The sequence below is a fragment of the Bacillus cereus group sp. N8 genome (genome assembly GCF_016483685.1).
In the GTDB taxonomy this organism is placed as follows: Bacteria; Bacillota; Bacilli; order Bacillales; family Bacillaceae_G; genus Bacillus_A; species Bacillus_A proteolyticus.
Genome location: NZ_JAEHBK010000008.1, coordinates 33,330 through 52,418, shown reverse-complemented (window position 1 = coordinate 52,418; position 19,089 = coordinate 33,330). Strand labels below are relative to the sequence as shown.

The window sequence follows — 19,089 nt, the reverse complement described above, 5'->3', positions numbered from 1 at the left end:
TCTCCTCTTACATTTTCATTAGTTGTGCAAGTTTTTTTATACCTATTTCAATTTCTTCTAACGTTGCGTATGAATATGATAGGCGCAAAAATTGGTTTGCACTTCTATCATACAAAGTACCTGGATTTAATAAAATCTTTTCTTGCAAAGCTTTGTCAAATAAGCTACGGTTTGAAACGGGTACATTCATATGTAACCAAATATAAAAACCACCTGTCGGTTCATACCATGTTGCTATATCATGACAATATTTCTCTAACATTTGTAACATAAAATCTCTGCGCTTTTTCAATTTAATTCTTACAAACTGTAAATGTTCATCATACAATCCATTTGTAAACCATTCCGCTGCAATTTGCTGGGATATAGAACTTGAACCATAATCTGTTTGCATTTTTATGTCTGCCAATCTTTGAATGACTGGCTCAGATCCAACAATCCATCCAATTCTTAATCCTGGACTAATTACTTTAGACATACTTCCTATATGTAGTACAATTCCGTTTTTATCATATGCTTTTAAAGGCTTTGAAACAGGCTCATCAAACCATAAGTCTTGGTACACTGCGTCCTCTATAATAGGCAATCCAATTTCATTACAGATTTCCATCACTTCTATGCGTTTCTTCGCATTCATACTAAAGTTCGTCGGATTATGAAAAGACGGGATTGTATATAAAATAGATGCATTAAATTGCTTCTTATATTTCGTAATATACGATGCATTTAAACCATTCTCATCCATTGGTATTCCAATTAAACGCATTCCTACTGATTGAAATACATTAAGCGAATATAAATATGATGGTTTTTCTAATAAAATTGACGCTCCTTTCGGAAGAAGCCCCATAGAAATAAGTTGCAGTGCTTGAATTGCCCCTGAAACAATTAAAATAGAGTCAGGAGATACATATACCCCATGCCCTTTTAAGTATTCCGCAATTTTTTCTCTTAAATAAAGATTTCCTTTCGGTTCCTCATACCCAAGTGTAACATTTGATTGTAAAATTTTATTAATAATTTCCTTCATCTTTTTCTCAGGTAAGAGACTCGGCGCGAGCTCACCTGTTCCTAATCGAATTACATTGGGAGTAAATTCAGCTTGATTAATCTCTTGTACAGCAGGAAGATTTGGATAATGAAGCCCTGTTTCCACATAAGACCGCCAGTTAGGAGGGGGTGCATATGTGGCAGTACTCTCACTATTATTTATAACAATTGTTCCCTTCCGGCCATTCCCCTCAATATACCCTTTTGCTACTAATTCATCGAAAGCCATTACAATTGTACTTCGATTTACTTCAAACGTATGCGCCAAATCTCTTTGTGAAGGTAATTTAGTTCCAACTGTCCATTCCCCATTAACAATTCTTTCTTTTATATAAGATTCTATTTGTTTATATAATGGAATAGACGAAAACATATTAGGTTTCCAAACTAACCTTTCCATCATATCACCTCACATTTTTTTGGTTGGTAACCTATCCAACCATATGGATGGATACAAACTTTCTTTTCTTTTATACAATATACACTATCATAATTAATCACATTAAGTAGGAGGTAATATGATGAATGAAGCAATTATTCACGGTATCATCCTTGCATTTGGTCTTATTATTCCATTAGGTGTCCAAAATGTTTTTGTCTTTAACCAAGGTGCTAGCCAACCAAATATTTGGAGAGTAGCCCCTGTAGTATTAACTGCATCTGTATGTGATACGTTGCTAATTTTAATTGCTATACAGGGTGTCTCCCTTGTGCTCCTAACTTTTTCTTGGTTAACAACCACCTTGTACTTGATTGGATTTTTCTTTCTTATGTATATGGGCTGGGTTATTTGGAGAAGCGACCCTGCAAATGATGTAAAACAAGAAAAAAGTATGCCTTTAAAGAATCAAATTATTTTCGCAGCATCGGTTTCATTACTAAATCCACACGCAATTTTAGACACAATTGGTGTAATTGGAACAAACTCTATCCAATACATAGGAAGTGAAAAATGGGCTTTCACTTTTGCAACAATTATAGTTTCTTGGATTTGGTTTATTAGCTTAGCTTTAGCTGGAAAATCCCTAAAAGAATTAGATTCAACAGGAAAAACAATTACGGTATTAAATAAATTTTCAGGACTAATCATATGGGGAGTCGGGCTTTATATGTTAATACAAGTTATTTCCCCTAACTAAATAGCATAAAACTTTAATCAGTGGGGTTTCCCCACTGATTATTAGCCCACCAATAGCAGACAAAGAGAACCGCATGTTAATCATATAACACGCAATTCTCTTTCTAATTATGAATTCGGTTCCGATTTCTGTTTTACCATCATTGTATCTTTTGCTGGTTTAATCCAAATGATCGCTATGACGGCACCAATAATGGCGAAGATGCTTGTTAAATAAAATATTTCATGATCCGCCCCTTTCATAAAAAAAGAATAAAGGGGTGGTCCAGCTGCTACACCGATAAATCGCATCGAGCTATAAAATGACGTAACTGTCCCTCTCTGCTCTTTTTCAATTCCTTGTGTAATCAGAGCATCTAAACATGGTAACGCGATACCAATCCCTATCCCCATAATAACGAGGCAAAGAAGTAACAAATAGATTCCTTTTAGAAATAAAGGTAAAATGACAGATATAGCAGCCAGTAAAAATCCAATATAAATACACTTTTTCATAATATCTTGTTTATCTCCAATTTTTTTACCAGCCATATATGAGCTAAGTGATAGTACAAGCAAAGGAATAGCGAGTACACACCCTTTCCATATACCATGAATGTCGTACTTCGACTCCAGTATAGTTGACAGATAAAAAAGAATTCCGAATAAAATAAGCATAATAATTGCACCTAATATAAAAATGGCAATTAACCATCTCCCCTTTTCTCGAAACGTTGAGATGATAGATTGAATAAATTCTTTCAATGGCGGGACTGCTTCTTCTTGTTTCTTCGCCTTTACTAGCACCAATAATAAAACAATCGATATTACACATAAAACTGGAATTGCCCAAAATGGTAAGAACCATACAATCGCCGCAAGAGCTGATCCTAATATGGGACTTAATACTTTCCCAAATGTATTTGACGTCTCAATGATTCCTAAGCCTGCACTAACCTGTTTTTCATCTTTGTATAAATCACCTACACACGGTATGACGACTGGCATAGCACCAGCAGCACCTATCCCTTGAATTGCTCTTCCGATAAGAATCCAAACGTAAGGGTTATCAACTTTCCATGATACCCATCCCGTTATCGCTCCTCCAATCGCTGCAATTAATAAACTTGGAACCATTACCATCTTTCTACCCCATCTATCTGATAAATAACCAGCAATCGGTATTAGGATAATTGCAATGATAGAATAAATTGTAATAATCATGGATACTTGGAAAGATGAAATATGTAATTTCTTTTCAATGGTTGGCAGGATTGGAATAAGCATTGAATTACCTAACGTCATAACAAGTGGAACTGATGCAAGTGCAATTAAACAACAGTTTTCTTTTTTTAACATGCTGATTTCGGAACCTTTCATCATATATTTCTTACCATATAATAGCCCTGCTGGAAATTATGTTCACATTCCACCAGGGCTATTTCATCTTTACTACATTCCATTTACAACAAAAGAAATTGGATAAAATATAGCTTTACTCCTATTCTTTGAATCCTGTTCACAATATATCCATACCAATTAATTGAAAATAAATAAAAAAGAAAGGAAGAATCCTTCCTTTCTCCTATAACCTTCTACATTTAGCGAGTATATCCGCCACCAAGCTGTTGTTCTGCCATCGCTACAAGGCGCTTTGTAATTTCACCGCCTACAGAACCGTTTGCACGTGAAGAAGTATCAGCTCCAAGTTGTACACCGAACTCTTGTGCAATTTCATATTTCATTTGATCTAGAGCTGCTTGTGCTCCATGTGATGCCAATTGATTAGCGTTACGATTTCTAGCCATTACCGATCACCTCCTTATTTATATATAAATTGTGTTAAATTCGAAATTAAATACATGGTAATTTTTGGTTATTTTCAACTATAAAAAAAGAGACTCTAAATAGAGACTCTTTTATCATTTTATATTACGAAGTTACTACCTCTAATGTTCTACCTGTTAATACTTTCATTTCTTCTTTTAATATATCTTTCGCATTGTGTCCAAACCATTCTAGCGAAGCAAAATAATCAGTACCTCTCACTTCCCGGATGATATCATCATAATTTACAATACCTTCAAATAATGGAACCATACCAATACGACTTCCCGCTGCGGCATATACATTATTAGGTTCAAATACATGTAAATAATCCGCTGACGATATATTCTTAAAATGGTAATGTTGTATCCACGGCCTTAGTCGATGAAAACTGTCTATTGGATCTGCACCAGACTCCCATATATGAAGAAAATCAAGGTTTATTTTCAAATTCGGATGATTTACTTCCTCTAATAATTCCAAAGTAGAAGGCAACGTATCCGTTAATGTATTTGGATGTGTTTCTAAAAGTACATACATATTATGCTTAGCAAACAAATCACAAATGTTGCGAATTCGCTTTACGTACTCTTTCCTTTCCTGTTCCGAGAAATCTTCGCTTCCTTTTTGTCCAGCAAACGTACGAATTTTATTCGTTTTAAACCAGTTAGCTAGTATTGAAAGTTGTTCACATTTCTCTATCGTTTTTTCAAAATCTGCCGATAATGATATGTCTAAATAATCACTGATCATCGTAATTTCCAAGTTTTTATCCTTTAAACAATTCAATTCTCGTTCTGTCGTTTCATACTCTTGCATATACAAATTTTGTGCATGAGTCCCCCACAATTCAATTCCTTCAAAACCGTTTTCATATGCAAATTGAACAATATCAGTAAATGAAATTAATTGATGACGAAAGGAAATAGTACATAACGAATATCTCATAGGTTTGAACTCCCTTATTTTAAATTCAGCTGGCTTTTTAATACGCTAAGACAGACTGGTTTGTTTTCATTTCTTTCCATAACAAAAGCTGTCTCTCTAATTCAGCCTTAATTTGCAGTTCAATTGCATTCATTTCATCCAGTTTTTCAACAATTGATACTAACATACCTTTATTATTCGTCATTGCCATTTTAATTGCACGATACTGTACATTTGTAAATCCTTGTACAATATCTTCCACTCGATCACACCAATAATCAAATTCTTGCTCTGCATATTGTAACGTTTCACGGAAGTATGCAAAGGCATGCTCATAACTATATTTACGAATCGCAAGTACTGGAATTTGCTTTACTGCTTCTGCAAGCCTAGAAAGCTCATACCCATCTTCCTCATTTGCCATTTTTATAATTAAATTTTTCAGCTCCATAGTCAGTTCATTGTCGTTCTTTTTAAATGTTTCAGTGAAATAACTAGCTACCATTTCTTGTGTTGGCTCCCCAATTCCTTCTACATCAATGAAATATCCTCCACCAAATGGGTTGTCTTGAACAGAGTGAAGTACTTTTTCTCTTTCCATATTCCCTTCCCAGCGAAAATCAGGATCTAGCATGAACCATTCTTCTTCTATCTCTGTTTTCGATATCATTAAATAATGCGGAAACGGTTTTTGATGAAATTTATTTTCCCTCTCTGGTAATAGGGACATATCAACCATTACAATTACAAAACGATGTTCAGGCTTATTTTCTACTAATTCTAAAAATGTTTCTACATTACTACTTTTATCTTTTGCATGATCATACCATTCGTTCACTTTAATACCGTACAATTTTTCATACCAAAGTAAGTAATTATCATGGTTAATATTTTCGGAATGATATGAAATAATTCCGCCTTCTGTTATATCAAAATCTCCATCCCATAGTCCAAAATAAAATGGACGAAAATCTATATCACTACGCCTTTTTATAATTTCACAAAAACAACTCACTAAACAGTGCACTTTAATTGAAGTCATACTCTCACCCACTTTCTCCAATGTTAGTTATTCATATTTACTTCTTGTAATGGCTGTAACTCCTCCATAAAATCAAGTAAAGATCCTACAGTAAGAAACGCCTTGGGATCTACCTCATCCTCTGGGACACATAACTTCAAATCCATCTCTATGTATACGATAAGCTGTAACATCATTACCGAATCTATATATAAATCTTGATTTAATCGCATCGTTTCTTCTAAATGCGTTACATTTTTCAGTTCCATTTTTCCTGTCATAATTTTCAATACTGCATCCTTTAACGTTTCACGTCTCATACTGTAACCTCCCCCATCTCTAGTAACTTTCTACTTACTTTTCCAGTTTTATTTTTCGGAATTTCAGTTACACTTTCAATTTCATGTGGGACTTTATAAGACGGTAAGTGCTGAATGCACCATTCCCTTATTTGCACTGGATCAATATGAGAGATTACTTTCGCTTTAACAATTTCGCCCATCACAGGATGTTTTCCTCGATATACAATCGCCTCTTGAACACCTTCTAATCGAAGCATCATTTCTTCTACCTCTATAGGAAAGACTTTTAATCCTGAAACGTTAATTACATCATCCATGCGCCCCATAAAATGAAGGCCACGCTCGGATTTATACCCCAAATCTTTCGTAAAAATTTCTTTATCGTTAATCTTTACTACGATTTCTTCAGGCATGTTTTCATCTGAACCTATGCTTATACTCGCATGAGGTAGTGGCTTTCCTAAATCCAAATGGCTTTCCATATCATGGCATATACTAATACAACCAGCTTCAGAACAACCATATTGCTGCATCATATACGTTGTCATTTCTTTTAGTTTATAAAACAATGCTTCTGGCAAAGGGGATCCGGATGTCATAATTTTATGAAACTGAAACGTTCCTAACGGAAAACTCCCCATAATATGTAACATAAGTGGTACTGCATATATGATATGTTTTTCTGTATTGCGAACTATATTTAATGCGAATTTAGGGTTTTTATTCGTAATGATTATCGGTTTACTTCCCCTCATAATTGCAGATAACGTACCACATATTAAACCGTATGAATGTGAAACAGGGGCCATAACGATCGGCACTTCATCTACTTCACAGTTTAAAGCTTCATTATACGCAGTAATTTCTGTATCAACTTCCGCCCATGCTCTACGAATCAGTTTCGGTTCTCCCGTGGTTCCTGAGCTATATTGCAATAAAGAAGGCTCTTCTAGTAATGAATTCACTACTTCTAATTTTGTAAAGTCGCTACATTCCCCATATAACAGTCCCGTACACTTTGCACGTCTTGCCATTTCAATAGCCGTATCTTTTGGCGTATCTTCATGTATAAGAAGTACAGATGATTTCTTTTCTTTTAAGAAAAATACAATCGTAATAATATCAAATGGGTCTTTCAAACAAAGTGCAAATCTAGTTCCCTTTTCCTCTTGAAATTGTTCCATCTCCTCGTAAACTTGTAATCTCGATTCAAAATCATTTTTGCTATACTCCTGTTTATTAACGATTAGCATAATTTCCCCCTGTAACAACTGATTTTTGTATTGTAAGTTGCTTTGCTTTATACAATGGATTTGGAACTTCATGAACAAGTGATTCCACATCCAAATATAATCGACGCTTCGTTAATTGCTCGGCATAAAATGTAGGAGTGTATAATTGAATGTTTTCAAATCTATCTTTTAAATGTGGATATTTGCTTAAATGATTTTCAATTTCTTCAACAACCATCATCCAAAAACTTTCTTCTTTCCATTCATATTCATCCGCAAGTACGAAAGCTAATTCTCCTAAATTAAATAAGAAAAGGGCATCTAATACCATTTCTTGCAAACATTCCATACGATCCATTTCAAAGAAATCATTCATTTTTCCATTCGCATACGTTTTATGCATTTTAATAAAATCAGGACATTTTTCAACTTCTTTTAAGAATGGACGATAAAACTCAATCCCTTCATGAAAGTCCTTTAATGCAATACGGACAGGGATCCCTTCTCTATGGACGAAAATCATATTTTGACCGTGGGATTCTAATGCAATTCCATGCTCTATAACAAGATGTAAAACAGGTATTATCGCTTTTCGAATGAGTAATTGCAGCCAATTTTCTATTCCATATTTGTTTAACCATGGATCAATAATTGGTGTCCCATCTTTCTCTTTTGCATATAAGCCATTAAAGGGAATTGCATCCTCTTGAGTATCCAAATACTTACGAACGCTTTCACGCCAAATACATCCTAATGAACCATATACAGATTTCTTATTCGCATCATACGTTACACTCGAAAACTCATGTAACAAAATTATGCGCGATTCATCTCGTAAATACGAATCATTGCTTACGACATCATGTAACCAATTCGATATAGCTGGTGCACTCACAACAGAATATGGTTTCAACGTACGGAGCGTTGAAGTGTTGAGTATATTCAGCGATAACTTTACATATGGTTTCTTTGGATTCGTAACATTTCTTAACGTCCTCATAGATTGTTGCGCACAATATTCATCCTCTGATTTTCCTAAATAAATAATAAATTTATCCTGTATATGATCAGCATAATTCGGGATAATGAAATTCTCCCACTGCCATGGATGAACAGGTATAAACACGTACTGTTTTGGATTACATCCCACATTATGAATTCGTTCCAAATACTCTTCTAATTTACGCTCTCCAATCTCCTCTATTAAAATGTTGTCATAAGTCACTTCATTTTTATAACCTAAACTTGAGTATTTTTTATGAGCTGCAATCCATATGAGTTTCATTGGCTGCATAAACTCATATCCGTATTGAAAATTGTCACGATATTGAAAACCAATACGTGCTTTATAACTAGGATGATAGGGATGACCATCTATTAAATGACTTTCAAACTCATCATAAGATTTTTGAGTGTATTCTTCCTTATTATTTCTTTCATATTGTGCAATCGTGTCTTTAAATATCGTTTGTTCTAATTCGTGAATAAAAGAATCTAATCTGGCTTGTTCCACGTTAACAACTCGAAAAATTTCTTCCAAAAATTGCGACACAGATTGTATTTCTTGTTGTTCATCTTGGACTCTTACTATTAATGAGTCTAAAGAAATACGACCGAATGTCATCCGCTCTCTTCCATAACATTGGTACGAAACACTTTTGTCTTCTTCATCAAGTCCTTGTATAATAAACAGAATTTGTCCTTCCTTCTCAACACGAACTGGCGTTATAATCCCCTCATAAATTAACGATTCTACTAATTGACGTAACACCCTTCTTCGCACTGAAATGTAATCTTCTGATTCGAGTGCCCTCAATATTTTCGTGTGATACATGTCCACTCTCATAAATCCCTCCACTTTATTACGAAATCCCATTATTTGTATTACGTGAAATTTTAACGCTATTTAGGAACGAACAGCCACTTCTCTAACGAGCGGATTATGTACTTGTACATAAATAGCTTGCTCTAACGGATTACTTAACTCATCGACATCGAAAAATCTCGTTAGCAAATTCGCTTTGCATGCCAACTTATCCTCGTCCAACAATTCTCTTAAAAATGTAGAAGGTTCCCGGTTATATGGAAGGAATGATTCGAGTACAGACCTTAATTCAGAAAGTAGAATTTCCTCCTTAATTAACCCTGCTGTACCAAAACCGTTAATAAGTCCAAACATATGATTAAAAATTAAATAGTAACGAAACCTTTCATCTACAATATAATCGTCATATAAATTTCCAGTACGTTCTCCAATACCAGCTAGCTCATTATTAAGTATCTCTTTCATTGAATTACAGAAATAAAACCCTTGATTATCACGGAAATAATATTTTACTGGATAACCATCCTTTAGCTGAACAACGCTATTTTGCTGATGTGCCTCTAATCCAACTCCATACTGTAAATACATCCATACCATCGGCTTTAAAGAAATATTCATATACCGTCTAAACCACTCTAAACTTACCTCTTCACAGCTTCTACTTTCTAAATCTGCTAGGCGATGGATGATATTCGATAAACGATTACGTTCTCCAGGTATAGCGTCTTGAACTAGCCCAGCAATTAATGTAGCGTCATTTGCATGTTCACTATAAAAAGGATTCTCTCGAATAATCACTTCAAATCCAGATTCTTGTGTCCCATAATTTAATGTAATAAAGGCTGGGTCACAAATAAAATCAAAACCTGGAAACCTTTCTCGTACTTCACCAATTGCCGTATTTAACATTTCCTTCCCTTCAAGACCACTCTCAAGTTCTTTCAATTTATTAATACGCATTGAATTCGTTACTTTCACTGGAAATGAAAACTTAAGCATATACTTCGAATCAGGATGATATAGCGTTCTCAGTGATGATGTTGCCATATAATACTTGCCTATAGGACCAACATACGCAAGCAATTCTTGATCTATCCAATCCTGTACGTAAAGTTGGTGTAATAGCCATTCTGCTTGAAGCGGATGAATAGGAATTAATGAATACTCATCTTCCTTACAGTACTTCTCTATAAATTCCTTACTAACTATCTCATCATTACTTAATTCTTCTTTTATAATTGTTGTTGTAGAATCTGATAATAACGATTTTTCATTTACTATACTTTTATGTGCCCGAAAATAATGAAGCTGACATTCTCCTTTTAATTCTGGAGAATACATTGCACTTTTCCAATCCAATATACCCTGTCTACTCTTTGGGGTAGGATGAGTTAAATGCCCAAATAATAAAGACTGCTCCGCTTCTATAAAAGTTGTATGGAAACCATATAATGCAGATGTATCTTCTGTTCTACCTTTTGTAAATTCCTCAATATTTTGGCAACTACGAATGACTCGAAGCATAAGTTCAGCAGGATTCGTACCTTCTCCATAGTTGATAGACATCTCTTTTATTAAAAACGTAATAACTGTAACATAATCTGCTTTTATAACAGTTTTGCACTCTCCAATTTGATAATAAAACTGTCCTCCAAACAAATGGCGATCTGTTGATGATTTATATAAAACTTCTCCATACAAAGTAACGTTCTGTGCTGATAGGCGACAACATAAATATGTGGGGACTGTATCTCTATTTAACGTATTACTGAAGATACTTTCCATTCTTTCATCCTCTGTAATCCATTCTCCACTCCCTGTTTCTCTTAAATAACAGTTTAAAAAGCTTTGTATTGTTGCATGTTCTGCGATTTGTTTCGCATGCTGCATACTGGTCCTCCTCTTTATATTAAAGCTATCGAAATTTCATTTAATAAACAATAATTGATAATGATATTCAATTATGATTCTAATTGAATATCATTATCAATTCAAGGGTATATTTCAGAATTTTTTCATCTGACCAAATTTTTATTATTTTTCAACATATCTTTAATCTCATTAAAAACATGATTAAAAATATCTTCCTTTCAAACTAATTACTTAATATTTTCTGCATTTTTCATTATTATCGATCCAAAACAAGCAAGCAGGTATACTAAACGTATACCTGCTTGCTTGTTTACATAATATTATTATTTTATATTGAATCCTGTAATTTTTTATATAAAATATTCAAATCTCTCCAGCAATACGCTGTTTCTTCTACCTGTACTCTCTCTAAAAATTTCTTATCAATTTTTTCAGGGTTAAATTTTTCATAAAACGTTTTACAAGAATTATTAGTAACGACCCAAACTAAAAGAGATTGCATATCATTTTTTATACATTCTGATAGCAATGCTTGAAATAACTTTTGGCCTATTTTCAGTCCTTGATACTGTTGTAAAAGGTAAATTGCATATAATTCCCCATCACAATTATATGTACCGCTCCTTTCAACTCCCCCATCAATGAATCCGATTATAGTTCCATTTAATGTCTCTGCTACAAATCTAAATTGATGATTACCTTCTTTTTGAAAAATGCTTTCCCACTGTTTTTCTCGTTGTTCATATGTTATATTATCTAAAATTTCATTAGCGAATATCCCTTTATACGTTGTTTTCCAACTATCAGCGTGTACCTTTGCTATACCTGATATATCATCTTTTATCGCTCTTCTAATATGTACCTCCATCATTTTCTCCCCCTTGTTTACTCCTCATTATATCAATTTTTTTCCTTAAAAATCCAAATAAAAAAGAGTGAATTCACTTCACTCTTTTTTATCTACTTTCAACTTCAACTGAGACAACACGATCAATCTCTTTTAGAGAACTGTATAACTCAGTTGTATATAAATCTTCTGGAACTAAAATAACCATCTCCAATTGCTGAAACGCTCCACTATCTATATCTTTAATTTTCACTCGTTTCACATGCATACCTAAATTTTTAATTTGCTTAAATATACCATCTAATTCTTGATGCTCTTTTACAGTAATTTTTATAGATAAGTCCTTTTGTCTTAATGAATACGGGCCTGCAATTTTCACAATTTGAGGAAGTACATTAATCGCTAAAATAATTAAAACCATAGCAACCGTCGCTTGTATATAAAATCCTGCTCCAATTGCAATACCTAAAGCTGAAGCAGCCCACACCATAGAAGCTGTCGTTAATCCCGAAATAACGTCATTACTTCTTCGTAAAATGACACCTGCACCAAGAAAACCAATCCCACTAACAATTTGAGCAGCTAGACGCATTGGATCCATATTTGTATGACCCGGTACAGAATAAACATTCACTGATTCAATTGAAACCATTGTAATTAAACAACTCGCTACGGAAATAACCATACTTGTTTTCACACCAAGCGGTTTATTCTTTAGCTGCCTATCTATTCCGATGAATAATCCTAAAAAGAGTGCTAAACCTAATTTGAATAAAAATTCATATGACATATTTCAATCTCCTTACTTTACAATGTTTCCCTTGGAATAATTCACTATAACTCTTTTATGATATCAATTCCAGTCTTTTCTATTCATTTAACGCAAAAAACCGAAAAAACACCTGTGACGATGTTTCTCCGGCTTGTTATTACGCTTAAGATGTTTCGTTATTTCTGATCTTTAATCTTAATCTCTGCATCTTTGTAAAATACTAATTTACTGTCATTATACTCTTTTGTATACTTATTAAATTGCTCTTTCGACTTTTGTGCTTCCACATTTAATTCATTAACAGCTTTAACTTTTTCACCAATTTCTTTTAATTTTGTTTCTTTAACCTTTAACTTTTCATACAGTTCTTTTTCAGTCGCTAATGCCTTCGTATAATTTTCATTCATCTTTTGGAATGCATCATAACGATTTTCATACGATTCTTCAACTGTTTTTGCTTGTTTTTGTAATTTCTTATCTTCGAGTTTTTCAATATTGCTTTGAACGGATTTCGTTTCTTTCTGCGCTTTTTCTAACTGTTCCTTCTCGTTTTTCAATACTTTTTCACGCTCGTCGACATTTGCAGTAGCTTCCTCTATCTTCTTCGTGACTGCTTCATTATGTTCTTTACCCTCTTGTAAAATTTGAGAATATAGTTCTTGCCCTTGCTTTTCTAATTGCTCTAACTTTTTCGTATCATCAGCTAACGATTTTTCTTGTGTCGCTGCTGTTTCAAAAGCCGTATATAAATTTTCTTCTGGTTTTTCACCGAAACAACCTGATAATAATCCTACTGATAATGCTCCAACTACTGCTACTTTTCCATACTTCAACTTCAATTCCTCCAATTACATACGGTTATCGTGCCAGAAATTCACTGGGAAGTGATTCTCTTCATGGTATGCTTCAAATTCATAACCTTTTTCTTTTAGACCCTTTAAAATTGCTGGTACAGCAGCAACTGACTGCGGGTGAATGTCATGCATTAAAATGACCTCTTGCGGTTTTGTTGCACCAGCTAATACATTTTGAGCGATTTGCGCTGCCGCTGCATCAACTGGTACTTTATTGTATTTCCAGTCTAAAGAGTCAATTGTCCAGTCCCACACTTTTAAACCATCCTCAACTACTTTATTTCGGAGACCTTCATTTAAACCAGGCATCGATCCGTATGGAGGACGTGTTAATTTAGGGGCTTTCCCAATAATATTTGCGATTAAGCCTTGATCTTCTTTCATTTCATTAACATACTCGCCATTTTTATATAACTTCGCAAAATTGTGTGTCATACTATGCATTCCAACATAATGACCCTCTGCATTTTCACGTTTTACTAAATCAGGAAACGCTTTTACATTCGCTCCGATTAAAAAGAATGTCGCCTTCGCATCATGCTGTTTTAACATATTTAATAATTCAGCCGTATATTTTCCTGGCCCATCATCAAATGTAAGATAAGCAACTTTTCTTTCCACTCCGTTAAAACGACTTGGTGCCGTTTTATTCATTTCAACTTTCGATTGTTCACTTGCAAGCTGCACTACATTTTCTTGTTTCGCTACAGCTTTTGCTGGTGAAGTAATAGATTGAAACATGAAATACCCAATAGCTACTGCTGCAATCGCTATTAAAACGACTACTACTTGTTTAATTTTAAAAGCCTTTTCCATTCTATCGAATTCCTCTCCCTATTAATCTCATATGTAAATCACCCAATATAATTATACATCTATTTATTTTTATTACACTATATAAACATACTTTATATAAAATTATAGTGGGAGTTTTATCAAAATTGTTGTTCCTACTCTTTCTCTACTTGTAATACTAAGCGTACCACCATGAAGCTCCACCATTTTTTTTACGATAGCTAATCCAATACCTGCGCCTTCAATATGGTTATTAATCTGATAATATGACTGCTCTATAAATGGTAGATGCTCTTTAGCAATTCCAATACCTTGATCTGTCACCTTAATCACGGCTTGTCCTTCACTTTTGGCCGCTTCAATGTAAATTGTACCTTTTTCATTTGAATATTTTATAGCATTATGAATAATATTTAGAAAAACTTGTTTTAGTCTATTTCGATCTCCTACTAGTTCTACTCGTTCTAAATTAGCAACTAGTTGAATCTGTTTCTCTTCTGATTTGGGAGTTAATTGCCAAATCGTCTCTTCTAGTATATCGTACAATTGCACCTTTTGTTTATATAAATTAAAATGATTTGACTGCAATCTTGAAAAATCTAGTAACTCTTCTACTAAATGTATCAATCTGTCTGTTTCACCTGAAATAATTCCCATACCTTGCTTTATTTCTTCATCTGTTAAATGATCTACTGTTTTTAACGTCTCACTCCACCCTTTAATTCCTGTTAAAGGTGTTCGTATTTCATGCGAAATAGAGGCAATAAATTCATTTTTCATTTGCTCAGCTTTTTCTATTTTATCGGCCATATAATTTAAACTATGTGCTAACTCACCTAATTCACCAGGATAATCTTCTTTAATTTGCTCCTTTAATGTACCTTCTGCAATTTGCGAAGAAGCATGAATAATAGATTCGATAGGTTTCACAAACGAATTCGCCAATCGTCTACTTATTAAAAATACGATACCTGAGATGACAAGTCCAACTGAAATAGTAAAAATAATAATTTCAATAATCTTTGCATTTACACCCGTTAAAACAGTCATATATTTCAAAACACCGATAGTTTGTCCTTGATGAATAAGTGGACTAAATACTTCTAACTGTTTCACGTTATCTTTCGTAGTAGTAACTTGATGATACATTTCCCCTTCTAGTAAAGAATTCGGAATAACCACTTTACCTTCTACCTTTTGTCCACTTGACGACTGTATAATCGTACCGTGACGATCAATCAATTGTAATTCCGTTCCTTCTAATTGGAAACTCTCAATTATTTCTCCGCTATATTCTTGCAAACGAATAAAATATAGTGAATTGTATTCCGAGAAAAAACGTGTACTTGTCTTTGCATGAGATTCAACATATTGCACAATACCATTATAATAATATCGATAAATTGAAACTGAAAATGCTACTTCAAATAATACTAGCATTAGTGTAATGACCGTCATAAAATATAAAGTCACTTTCCGTCTCATCTTATAGTTTCCTTCCACACATATCCTTTTCCCCACACAGTATGGATAAACTCTGGTTCTGACGGATTACATTCTATCTTTTGACGTAACCGTCTCATATTTACATCGACTACCTTCGTCTCGCCTACGTAATTAGTTCCCCAAATCATATTTAATATTTCATCACGCGAAACCGGCTTCGAAGCCTGATTCATTAAATACTGTAGTATCATGTACTCTGTAGGGGTTAAATCAACTAATTGTCCACCTTTATATAATCTTTCTTCTATGATATTTAACGAAAACGGACCAGACGTGATTGTATTCGTTTTTTCTTCATGTACTTCTATTCTTCTTAATAAAGATTGTATACGTGCAATTAATTCTACTGGACTAAACGGCTTTGCGATATAATCATCTGCACCAATTCCTAACCCTTGTACTTTATCTTCATCTTGTACACGTGCGGTTAGCATAATAATACCCATTTTTTTATTTTCTTCCCGGATAGCTTTACAAACTTGAAAACCATCAATCCCCGGTAACATAACATCAAGTAACGCTACATTAATAGTTTGTTCACTTAAAATTTGTAACGCTTCTTCTCCAGTACTAGCTTCTAATACATAAAATCCAGCACGTTTCAAATTTAAGACAATAAAGCTACGGATTGGTATTTCATCTTCTAAAACTAAAATTGCTGACATAATTCCCACCTCCCTACTGTTGTTGATAATCCGCTAGCGGCTTTATATATGCTTTTACTTTTTCAAATTTAGATTGCTTCGGTACTGCATATACGTGAGAAGCCGTTTTAACTGCTGCCTCGTATCCTTTTATTTTAAACCATTCTTTCCGCTTAAAAATATGGACTTCAAGCCATATTTCATTTGTAGTTACATCCATAAATTTTTGAACATCCAATGCTTCTTGCTGAACTGGGACAGTTATTTTTCCAATTAGCTCTTGAGGGATTTTGACAAAATAACCTTTATCTATATTGACATATCTTTCTTCTATTGGTTTAATTCCCTCTTCACTCCACTGTATATAACGTTCAAACATTGTGCTCTCTCCATACGATACCTCTTCCCAACCTTTTGGACGCACAGTACGAACAAATTCAATAATGCCGTCTTCATTAACGTCTTTACTTTCCACAACATAATCATTAAATAAATCTTCTTTCCCGTCTATAGGTAGTCCCTCATAATGATCCTTATCAAATTTCGCTACATATGTTATACCTGAATGAGCCCCCACTCCTGCATCAATTACAACTGCCTTTGACGTGTTAGAAATACGTCCCATTTGTATTCTTTGAATACTATTTATATAAGGCTCAAATGTAACTTCTGACATTGTATTAAACTGCTCAATGAACTCAACTTTCAATTGCTCATCTTTGTTATAAGTAACAAGACTTATATCATTAAGGCCATTTTTATTTAAATCCTCTATAAATAACTTCGTATATTGCCGATTATAAATCTCCTTCATATCATCATTTTCTTCCGAAAAAGCATACATTACATGTTCTAAAGATTCACGACTTACAGAGATTCCAATTAATAACTCCCGCTTCCCGTTCCCTGTAAAATCACCGACCTTAACGATATCTATATCCTCACCATCAAATGTATGAGTGGACTTTAGTTTCCAGCCCTTGCTGCTTTCCGCATAAATAGCTAAATATATACTCCGATCTTCATTCGGTAATTTATAAAATACAATTGCTTCTTTTTTATTATCTTGTTTAAAATCCATTGACCAAATCTTCTGTTTATCTTTATTAGACATTGGAGTAAGCAACCGATAATTAACAGGCAAATCTTTATCTATTTGCTCTCTTAATTCATTAATCCACTTTTCATTTGCAGGAGCTTCCATTAAACTCGTCGGAGCTTCAGATATTTTACATCCAGTCAATATAAAGACGATTCCCATAATGCTTATCCATTTCGGCATATGATATCTTTCCTTACTACAGATTTTAATATTTTTTTATACTTTTTGCTTCTCCAATATTCTCATACATATGAGTATAATTTTTCTAAAATAAAAAATCGTTACAGAAAAGTTACAATTGTATTCCCATAAAAAAAGATTGGCGAAGGCCAATCTTTTTTTATTATTCATTTCGAGCTGGCTTTGGAGTTACACCTAAATGCTCATTTAACTTATTCGAAATATCTTTCACATTTTTTTCGTTTGGGATGTAATAATAAATACCACCAATACGTTTATCAGTACCTTCAATTTGCATTTTTTCCATTTGCAAGTCAGATCCAGCCATATTTTTCGTAATAGCAAGCATGTCATCAAACGTTAAGTTTGTTTTCATATTTTTATCCACTGCATCAAGTAACGAGCCCATTTTGCTAATTGATTGAACAGACATAGCTTTTTTCGCAATTGCTTCAATTACAAGTTGTTGTCTTTGACCACGCATTGCATCACTATCAATTTTACGCGTTCTAGCAAGCGCAAGGGCTTGTTCACCATTTAAATGTTGGTAACCTTTTTCTAAATGGATCATACCAGCTTGGTCTTTACTATCTTGTTCAGTGAAAGTAACTGGTACATCAATATCAATACCACCAATTGAATCGACAATTTGTACAAATGATTCAAAGTTAAACTTCACATAATAATCAACAGGAACATTTAAAAATCTTTCCACCGTATCTCGTGTACTTTCCACGCCACCAAATACGTGAGCATGAGTAATTTTATCTAGTTTTTTTCTAGTTGGAATATAAACACGTGAATCACGTGGAATACTTACTAGCTTAACAGACTTATCATCTTTATTAATTGTTGCTAATAAAAGTGCATCTGTTCGAACCGCTTCGCCATATTGGCTTTTTCTCATTTCACTTCCATCTACACCCATAATTAATATTGAAATATTATCCTTTAAAGGTTCAACTTCTTTATCACGCTTTGATGACTTATCAATTTTTGCATACGCATCACTTACAACAGCTTTTGCTTTGTTATATATAAACGAACCATATCCTACTCCTCCAAAAATAAGTAGGAAAAATGGAATTAATATGAACCATTTCATTGACTTTCTTTTAGAACGCTTTTTATTACTTCTCGTATTTTGTTCTAATTCAGAGCTCATACCCATTCGCCTCTCTTTCTCTTTACCAAGTATAATGTAAGTCTATTTATC

The 19,089-nt window shown here is 33.8% G+C and carries 18 protein-coding genes; 1 reads left to right on the top strand and 17 read right to left on the bottom strand.

Annotated elements, in window-relative coordinates; genetic code table 11:
- Window positions 1–7 precede the first annotated feature (7 nt).
- Window positions 8–1,453: an aminotransferase-like domain-containing protein gene (locus JDS80_RS14185; RefSeq protein ID WP_199638963.1), complete on the bottom strand. Its 1,446-nt coding sequence runs from the start codon at window positions 1,451–1,453 to the stop codon at window positions 8–10.
- 118 nt (window positions 1,454–1,571) lie between these two features.
- On the opposite strand from JDS80_RS14185, the gene JDS80_RS14180 reads away from it, so the two are divergent.
- A complete protein-coding gene (locus JDS80_RS14180) occupies window positions 1,572–2,189 on the top strand; it encodes a LysE/ArgO family amino acid transporter (RefSeq protein WP_199638961.1) in 618 nt (205 codons plus the stop codon).
- A 107-nt stretch (window positions 2,190–2,296) separates the two neighbouring features.
- Here the strand turns inward: JDS80_RS14180 and JDS80_RS14175 are convergent, their stop codons facing one another.
- From JDS80_RS14175 to JDS80_RS14100, 16 genes are all read right to left on the bottom strand, one after another.
- A complete protein-coding gene (locus JDS80_RS14175) occupies window positions 2,297–3,550 on the bottom strand; it encodes a bacillibactin exporter BcbE (protein ID WP_142347463.1) in 1,254 nt (417 codons plus the stop codon).
- Window positions 3,551–3,768: 218 nt separating this feature from the next.
- On the bottom strand, window positions 3,769–3,975 hold the full coding sequence (locus JDS80_RS14170; RefSeq protein ID WP_000113539.1) for an alpha/beta-type small acid-soluble spore protein: 207 nt from the start codon (window positions 3,973–3,975) through the stop codon (window positions 3,769–3,771).
- A 124-nt stretch (window positions 3,976–4,099) separates the two neighbouring features.
- Window positions 4,100–4,942 (bottom strand): sugar phosphate isomerase/epimerase family protein, encoded by an 843-nt coding sequence (locus tag JDS80_RS14165; RefSeq protein WP_071745645.1) that lies wholly within the window; start codon window positions 4,940–4,942, stop codon window positions 4,100–4,102.
- Window positions 4,943–4,979: 37 nt separating this feature from the next.
- On the bottom strand, window positions 4,980–5,963 hold the full coding sequence (locus JDS80_RS14160) for a DUF6005 family protein (protein ID WP_199638959.1): 984 nt from the start codon (window positions 5,961–5,963) through the stop codon (window positions 4,980–4,982).
- Window positions 5,964–5,986: 23 nt separating this feature from the next.
- Window positions 5,987–6,262 carry a petrobactin biosynthesis protein AsbD gene (gene asbD / locus JDS80_RS14155; RefSeq protein ID WP_071745647.1) on the bottom strand — a complete coding sequence of 92 codons (276 nt, stop codon included), beginning with the start codon at window positions 6,260–6,262 and terminating at the stop codon, window positions 5,987–5,989.
- Window positions 6,259–7,497, bottom strand: coding sequence for an AMP-binding protein (locus JDS80_RS14150; protein WP_098888960.1), 1,239 nt, complete (start codon window positions 7,495–7,497; stop codon window positions 6,259–6,261). The genes asbD and JDS80_RS14150 overlap by 4 nt, the downstream gene beginning before the upstream one ends.
- Complete coding sequence (locus tag JDS80_RS14145) at window positions 7,484–9,322, bottom strand: IucA/IucC family protein (protein ID WP_199638957.1); 1,839 nt, start codon at window positions 9,320–9,322, stop codon at window positions 7,484–7,486. Before JDS80_RS14145 ends, JDS80_RS14150 begins: the two co-directional genes overlap by 14 nt.
- A gap of 60 nt (window positions 9,323–9,382) precedes the next feature.
- A complete protein-coding gene (locus JDS80_RS14140) occupies window positions 9,383–11,191 on the bottom strand; it encodes an IucA/IucC family protein (RefSeq protein ID WP_199638955.1) in 1,809 nt (602 codons plus the stop codon).
- 310 nt (window positions 11,192–11,501) lie between these two features.
- Entirely contained in the window at window positions 11,502–12,044 is a 543-nt protein-coding gene (locus JDS80_RS14135; protein ID WP_097829790.1) for a GNAT family N-acetyltransferase, read from the bottom strand.
- Between the two features lie 85 nt (window positions 12,045–12,129).
- On the bottom strand, window positions 12,130–12,810 hold the full coding sequence (locus JDS80_RS14130) for an MgtC/SapB family protein (protein ID WP_071745652.1): 681 nt from the start codon (window positions 12,808–12,810) through the stop codon (window positions 12,130–12,132).
- A 158-nt stretch (window positions 12,811–12,968) separates the two neighbouring features.
- Complete coding sequence (locus tag JDS80_RS14125) at window positions 12,969–13,625, bottom strand: YkyA family protein (protein WP_098888962.1); 657 nt, start codon at window positions 13,623–13,625, stop codon at window positions 12,969–12,971.
- 15 nt (window positions 13,626–13,640) lie between these two features.
- Window positions 13,641–14,462 (bottom strand): peptidoglycan-N-acetylglucosamine deacetylase, encoded by an 822-nt coding sequence (locus JDS80_RS14120; protein WP_098888963.1) that lies wholly within the window; start codon window positions 14,460–14,462, stop codon window positions 13,641–13,643.
- A gap of 102 nt (window positions 14,463–14,564) precedes the next feature.
- Window positions 14,565–15,926, bottom strand: coding sequence for a sensor histidine kinase (locus JDS80_RS14115; RefSeq protein ID WP_098888964.1), 1,362 nt, complete (start codon window positions 15,924–15,926; stop codon window positions 14,565–14,567).
- Complete coding sequence (locus JDS80_RS14110) at window positions 15,923–16,612, bottom strand: response regulator transcription factor (protein WP_098888965.1); 690 nt, start codon at window positions 16,610–16,612, stop codon at window positions 15,923–15,925. Before JDS80_RS14110 ends, JDS80_RS14115 begins: the two co-directional genes overlap by 4 nt.
- Before the next feature lie 13 nt (window positions 16,613–16,625).
- Window positions 16,626–17,873: a hypothetical protein gene (locus JDS80_RS14105; RefSeq protein ID WP_199638953.1), complete on the bottom strand. Its 1,248-nt coding sequence runs from the start codon at window positions 17,871–17,873 to the stop codon at window positions 16,626–16,628.
- Between the two features lie 163 nt (window positions 17,874–18,036).
- Window positions 18,037–19,038 (bottom strand): LCP family protein, encoded by a 1,002-nt coding sequence (locus JDS80_RS14100; RefSeq protein WP_098888980.1) that lies wholly within the window; start codon window positions 19,036–19,038, stop codon window positions 18,037–18,039.
- Window positions 19,039–19,089: the final 51 nt, after the last annotated feature.

What these genes read in the sequence shown, in the direction of transcription:
- JDS80_RS14185 (WP_199638963.1), bottom strand. Translation starts at nt 1,453, where the DNA reads ATGATGGAAAGGTTAGTTTGGAAACCTAATATGTTTTCGTCTATTCCA.
- JDS80_RS14180 (WP_199638961.1), top strand. Translation starts at nt 1,572, where the DNA reads ATGAATGAAGCAATTATTCACGGTATCATCCTTGCATTTGGTCTTATT.
- JDS80_RS14175 (WP_142347463.1), bottom strand. Translation starts at nt 3,550, where the DNA reads ATGATGAAAGGTTCCGAAATCAGCATGTTAAAAAAAGAAAACTGTTGT.
- JDS80_RS14170 (WP_000113539.1), bottom strand. Translation starts at nt 3,975, where the DNA reads ATGGCTAGAAATCGTAACGCTAATCAATTGGCATCACATGGAGCACAA.
- JDS80_RS14165 (WP_071745645.1), bottom strand. Translation starts at nt 4,942, where the DNA reads ATGAGATATTCGTTATGTACTATTTCCTTTCGTCATCAATTAATTTCA.
- JDS80_RS14160 (WP_199638959.1), bottom strand. Translation starts at nt 5,963, where the DNA reads ATGACTTCAATTAAAGTGCACTGTTTAGTGAGTTGTTTTTGTGAAATT.
- asbD (WP_071745647.1), bottom strand. Translation starts at nt 6,262, where the DNA reads ATGAGACGTGAAACGTTAAAGGATGCAGTATTGAAAATTATGACAGGA.
- JDS80_RS14150 (WP_098888960.1), bottom strand. Translation starts at nt 7,497, where the DNA reads ATGCTAATCGTTAATAAACAGGAGTATAGCAAAAATGATTTTGAATCG.
- JDS80_RS14145 (WP_199638957.1), bottom strand. Translation starts at nt 9,322, where the DNA reads ATGAGAGTGGACATGTATCACACGAAAATATTGAGGGCACTCGAATCA.
- JDS80_RS14140 (WP_199638955.1), bottom strand. Translation starts at nt 11,191, where the DNA reads ATGCAGCATGCGAAACAAATCGCAGAACATGCAACAATACAAAGCTTT.
- JDS80_RS14135 (WP_097829790.1), bottom strand. Translation starts at nt 12,044, where the DNA reads ATGATGGAGGTACATATTAGAAGAGCGATAAAAGATGATATATCAGGT.
- JDS80_RS14130 (WP_071745652.1), bottom strand. Translation starts at nt 12,810, where the DNA reads ATGTCATATGAATTTTTATTCAAATTAGGTTTAGCACTCTTTTTAGGA.
- JDS80_RS14120 (WP_098888963.1), bottom strand. Translation starts at nt 14,462, where the DNA reads ATGGAAAAGGCTTTTAAAATTAAACAAGTAGTAGTCGTTTTAATAGCG.
- JDS80_RS14115 (WP_098888964.1), bottom strand. Translation starts at nt 15,926, where the DNA reads ATGAGACGGAAAGTGACTTTATATTTTATGACGGTCATTACACTAATG.
- JDS80_RS14110 (WP_098888965.1), bottom strand. Translation starts at nt 16,612, where the DNA reads ATGTCAGCAATTTTAGTTTTAGAAGATGAAATACCAATCCGTAGCTTT.
- JDS80_RS14105 (WP_199638953.1), bottom strand. Translation starts at nt 17,873, where the DNA reads ATGCCGAAATGGATAAGCATTATGGGAATCGTCTTTATATTGACTGGA.
- JDS80_RS14100 (WP_098888980.1), bottom strand. Translation starts at nt 19,038, where the DNA reads ATGAGCTCTGAATTAGAACAAAATACGAGAAGTAATAAAAAGCGTTCT.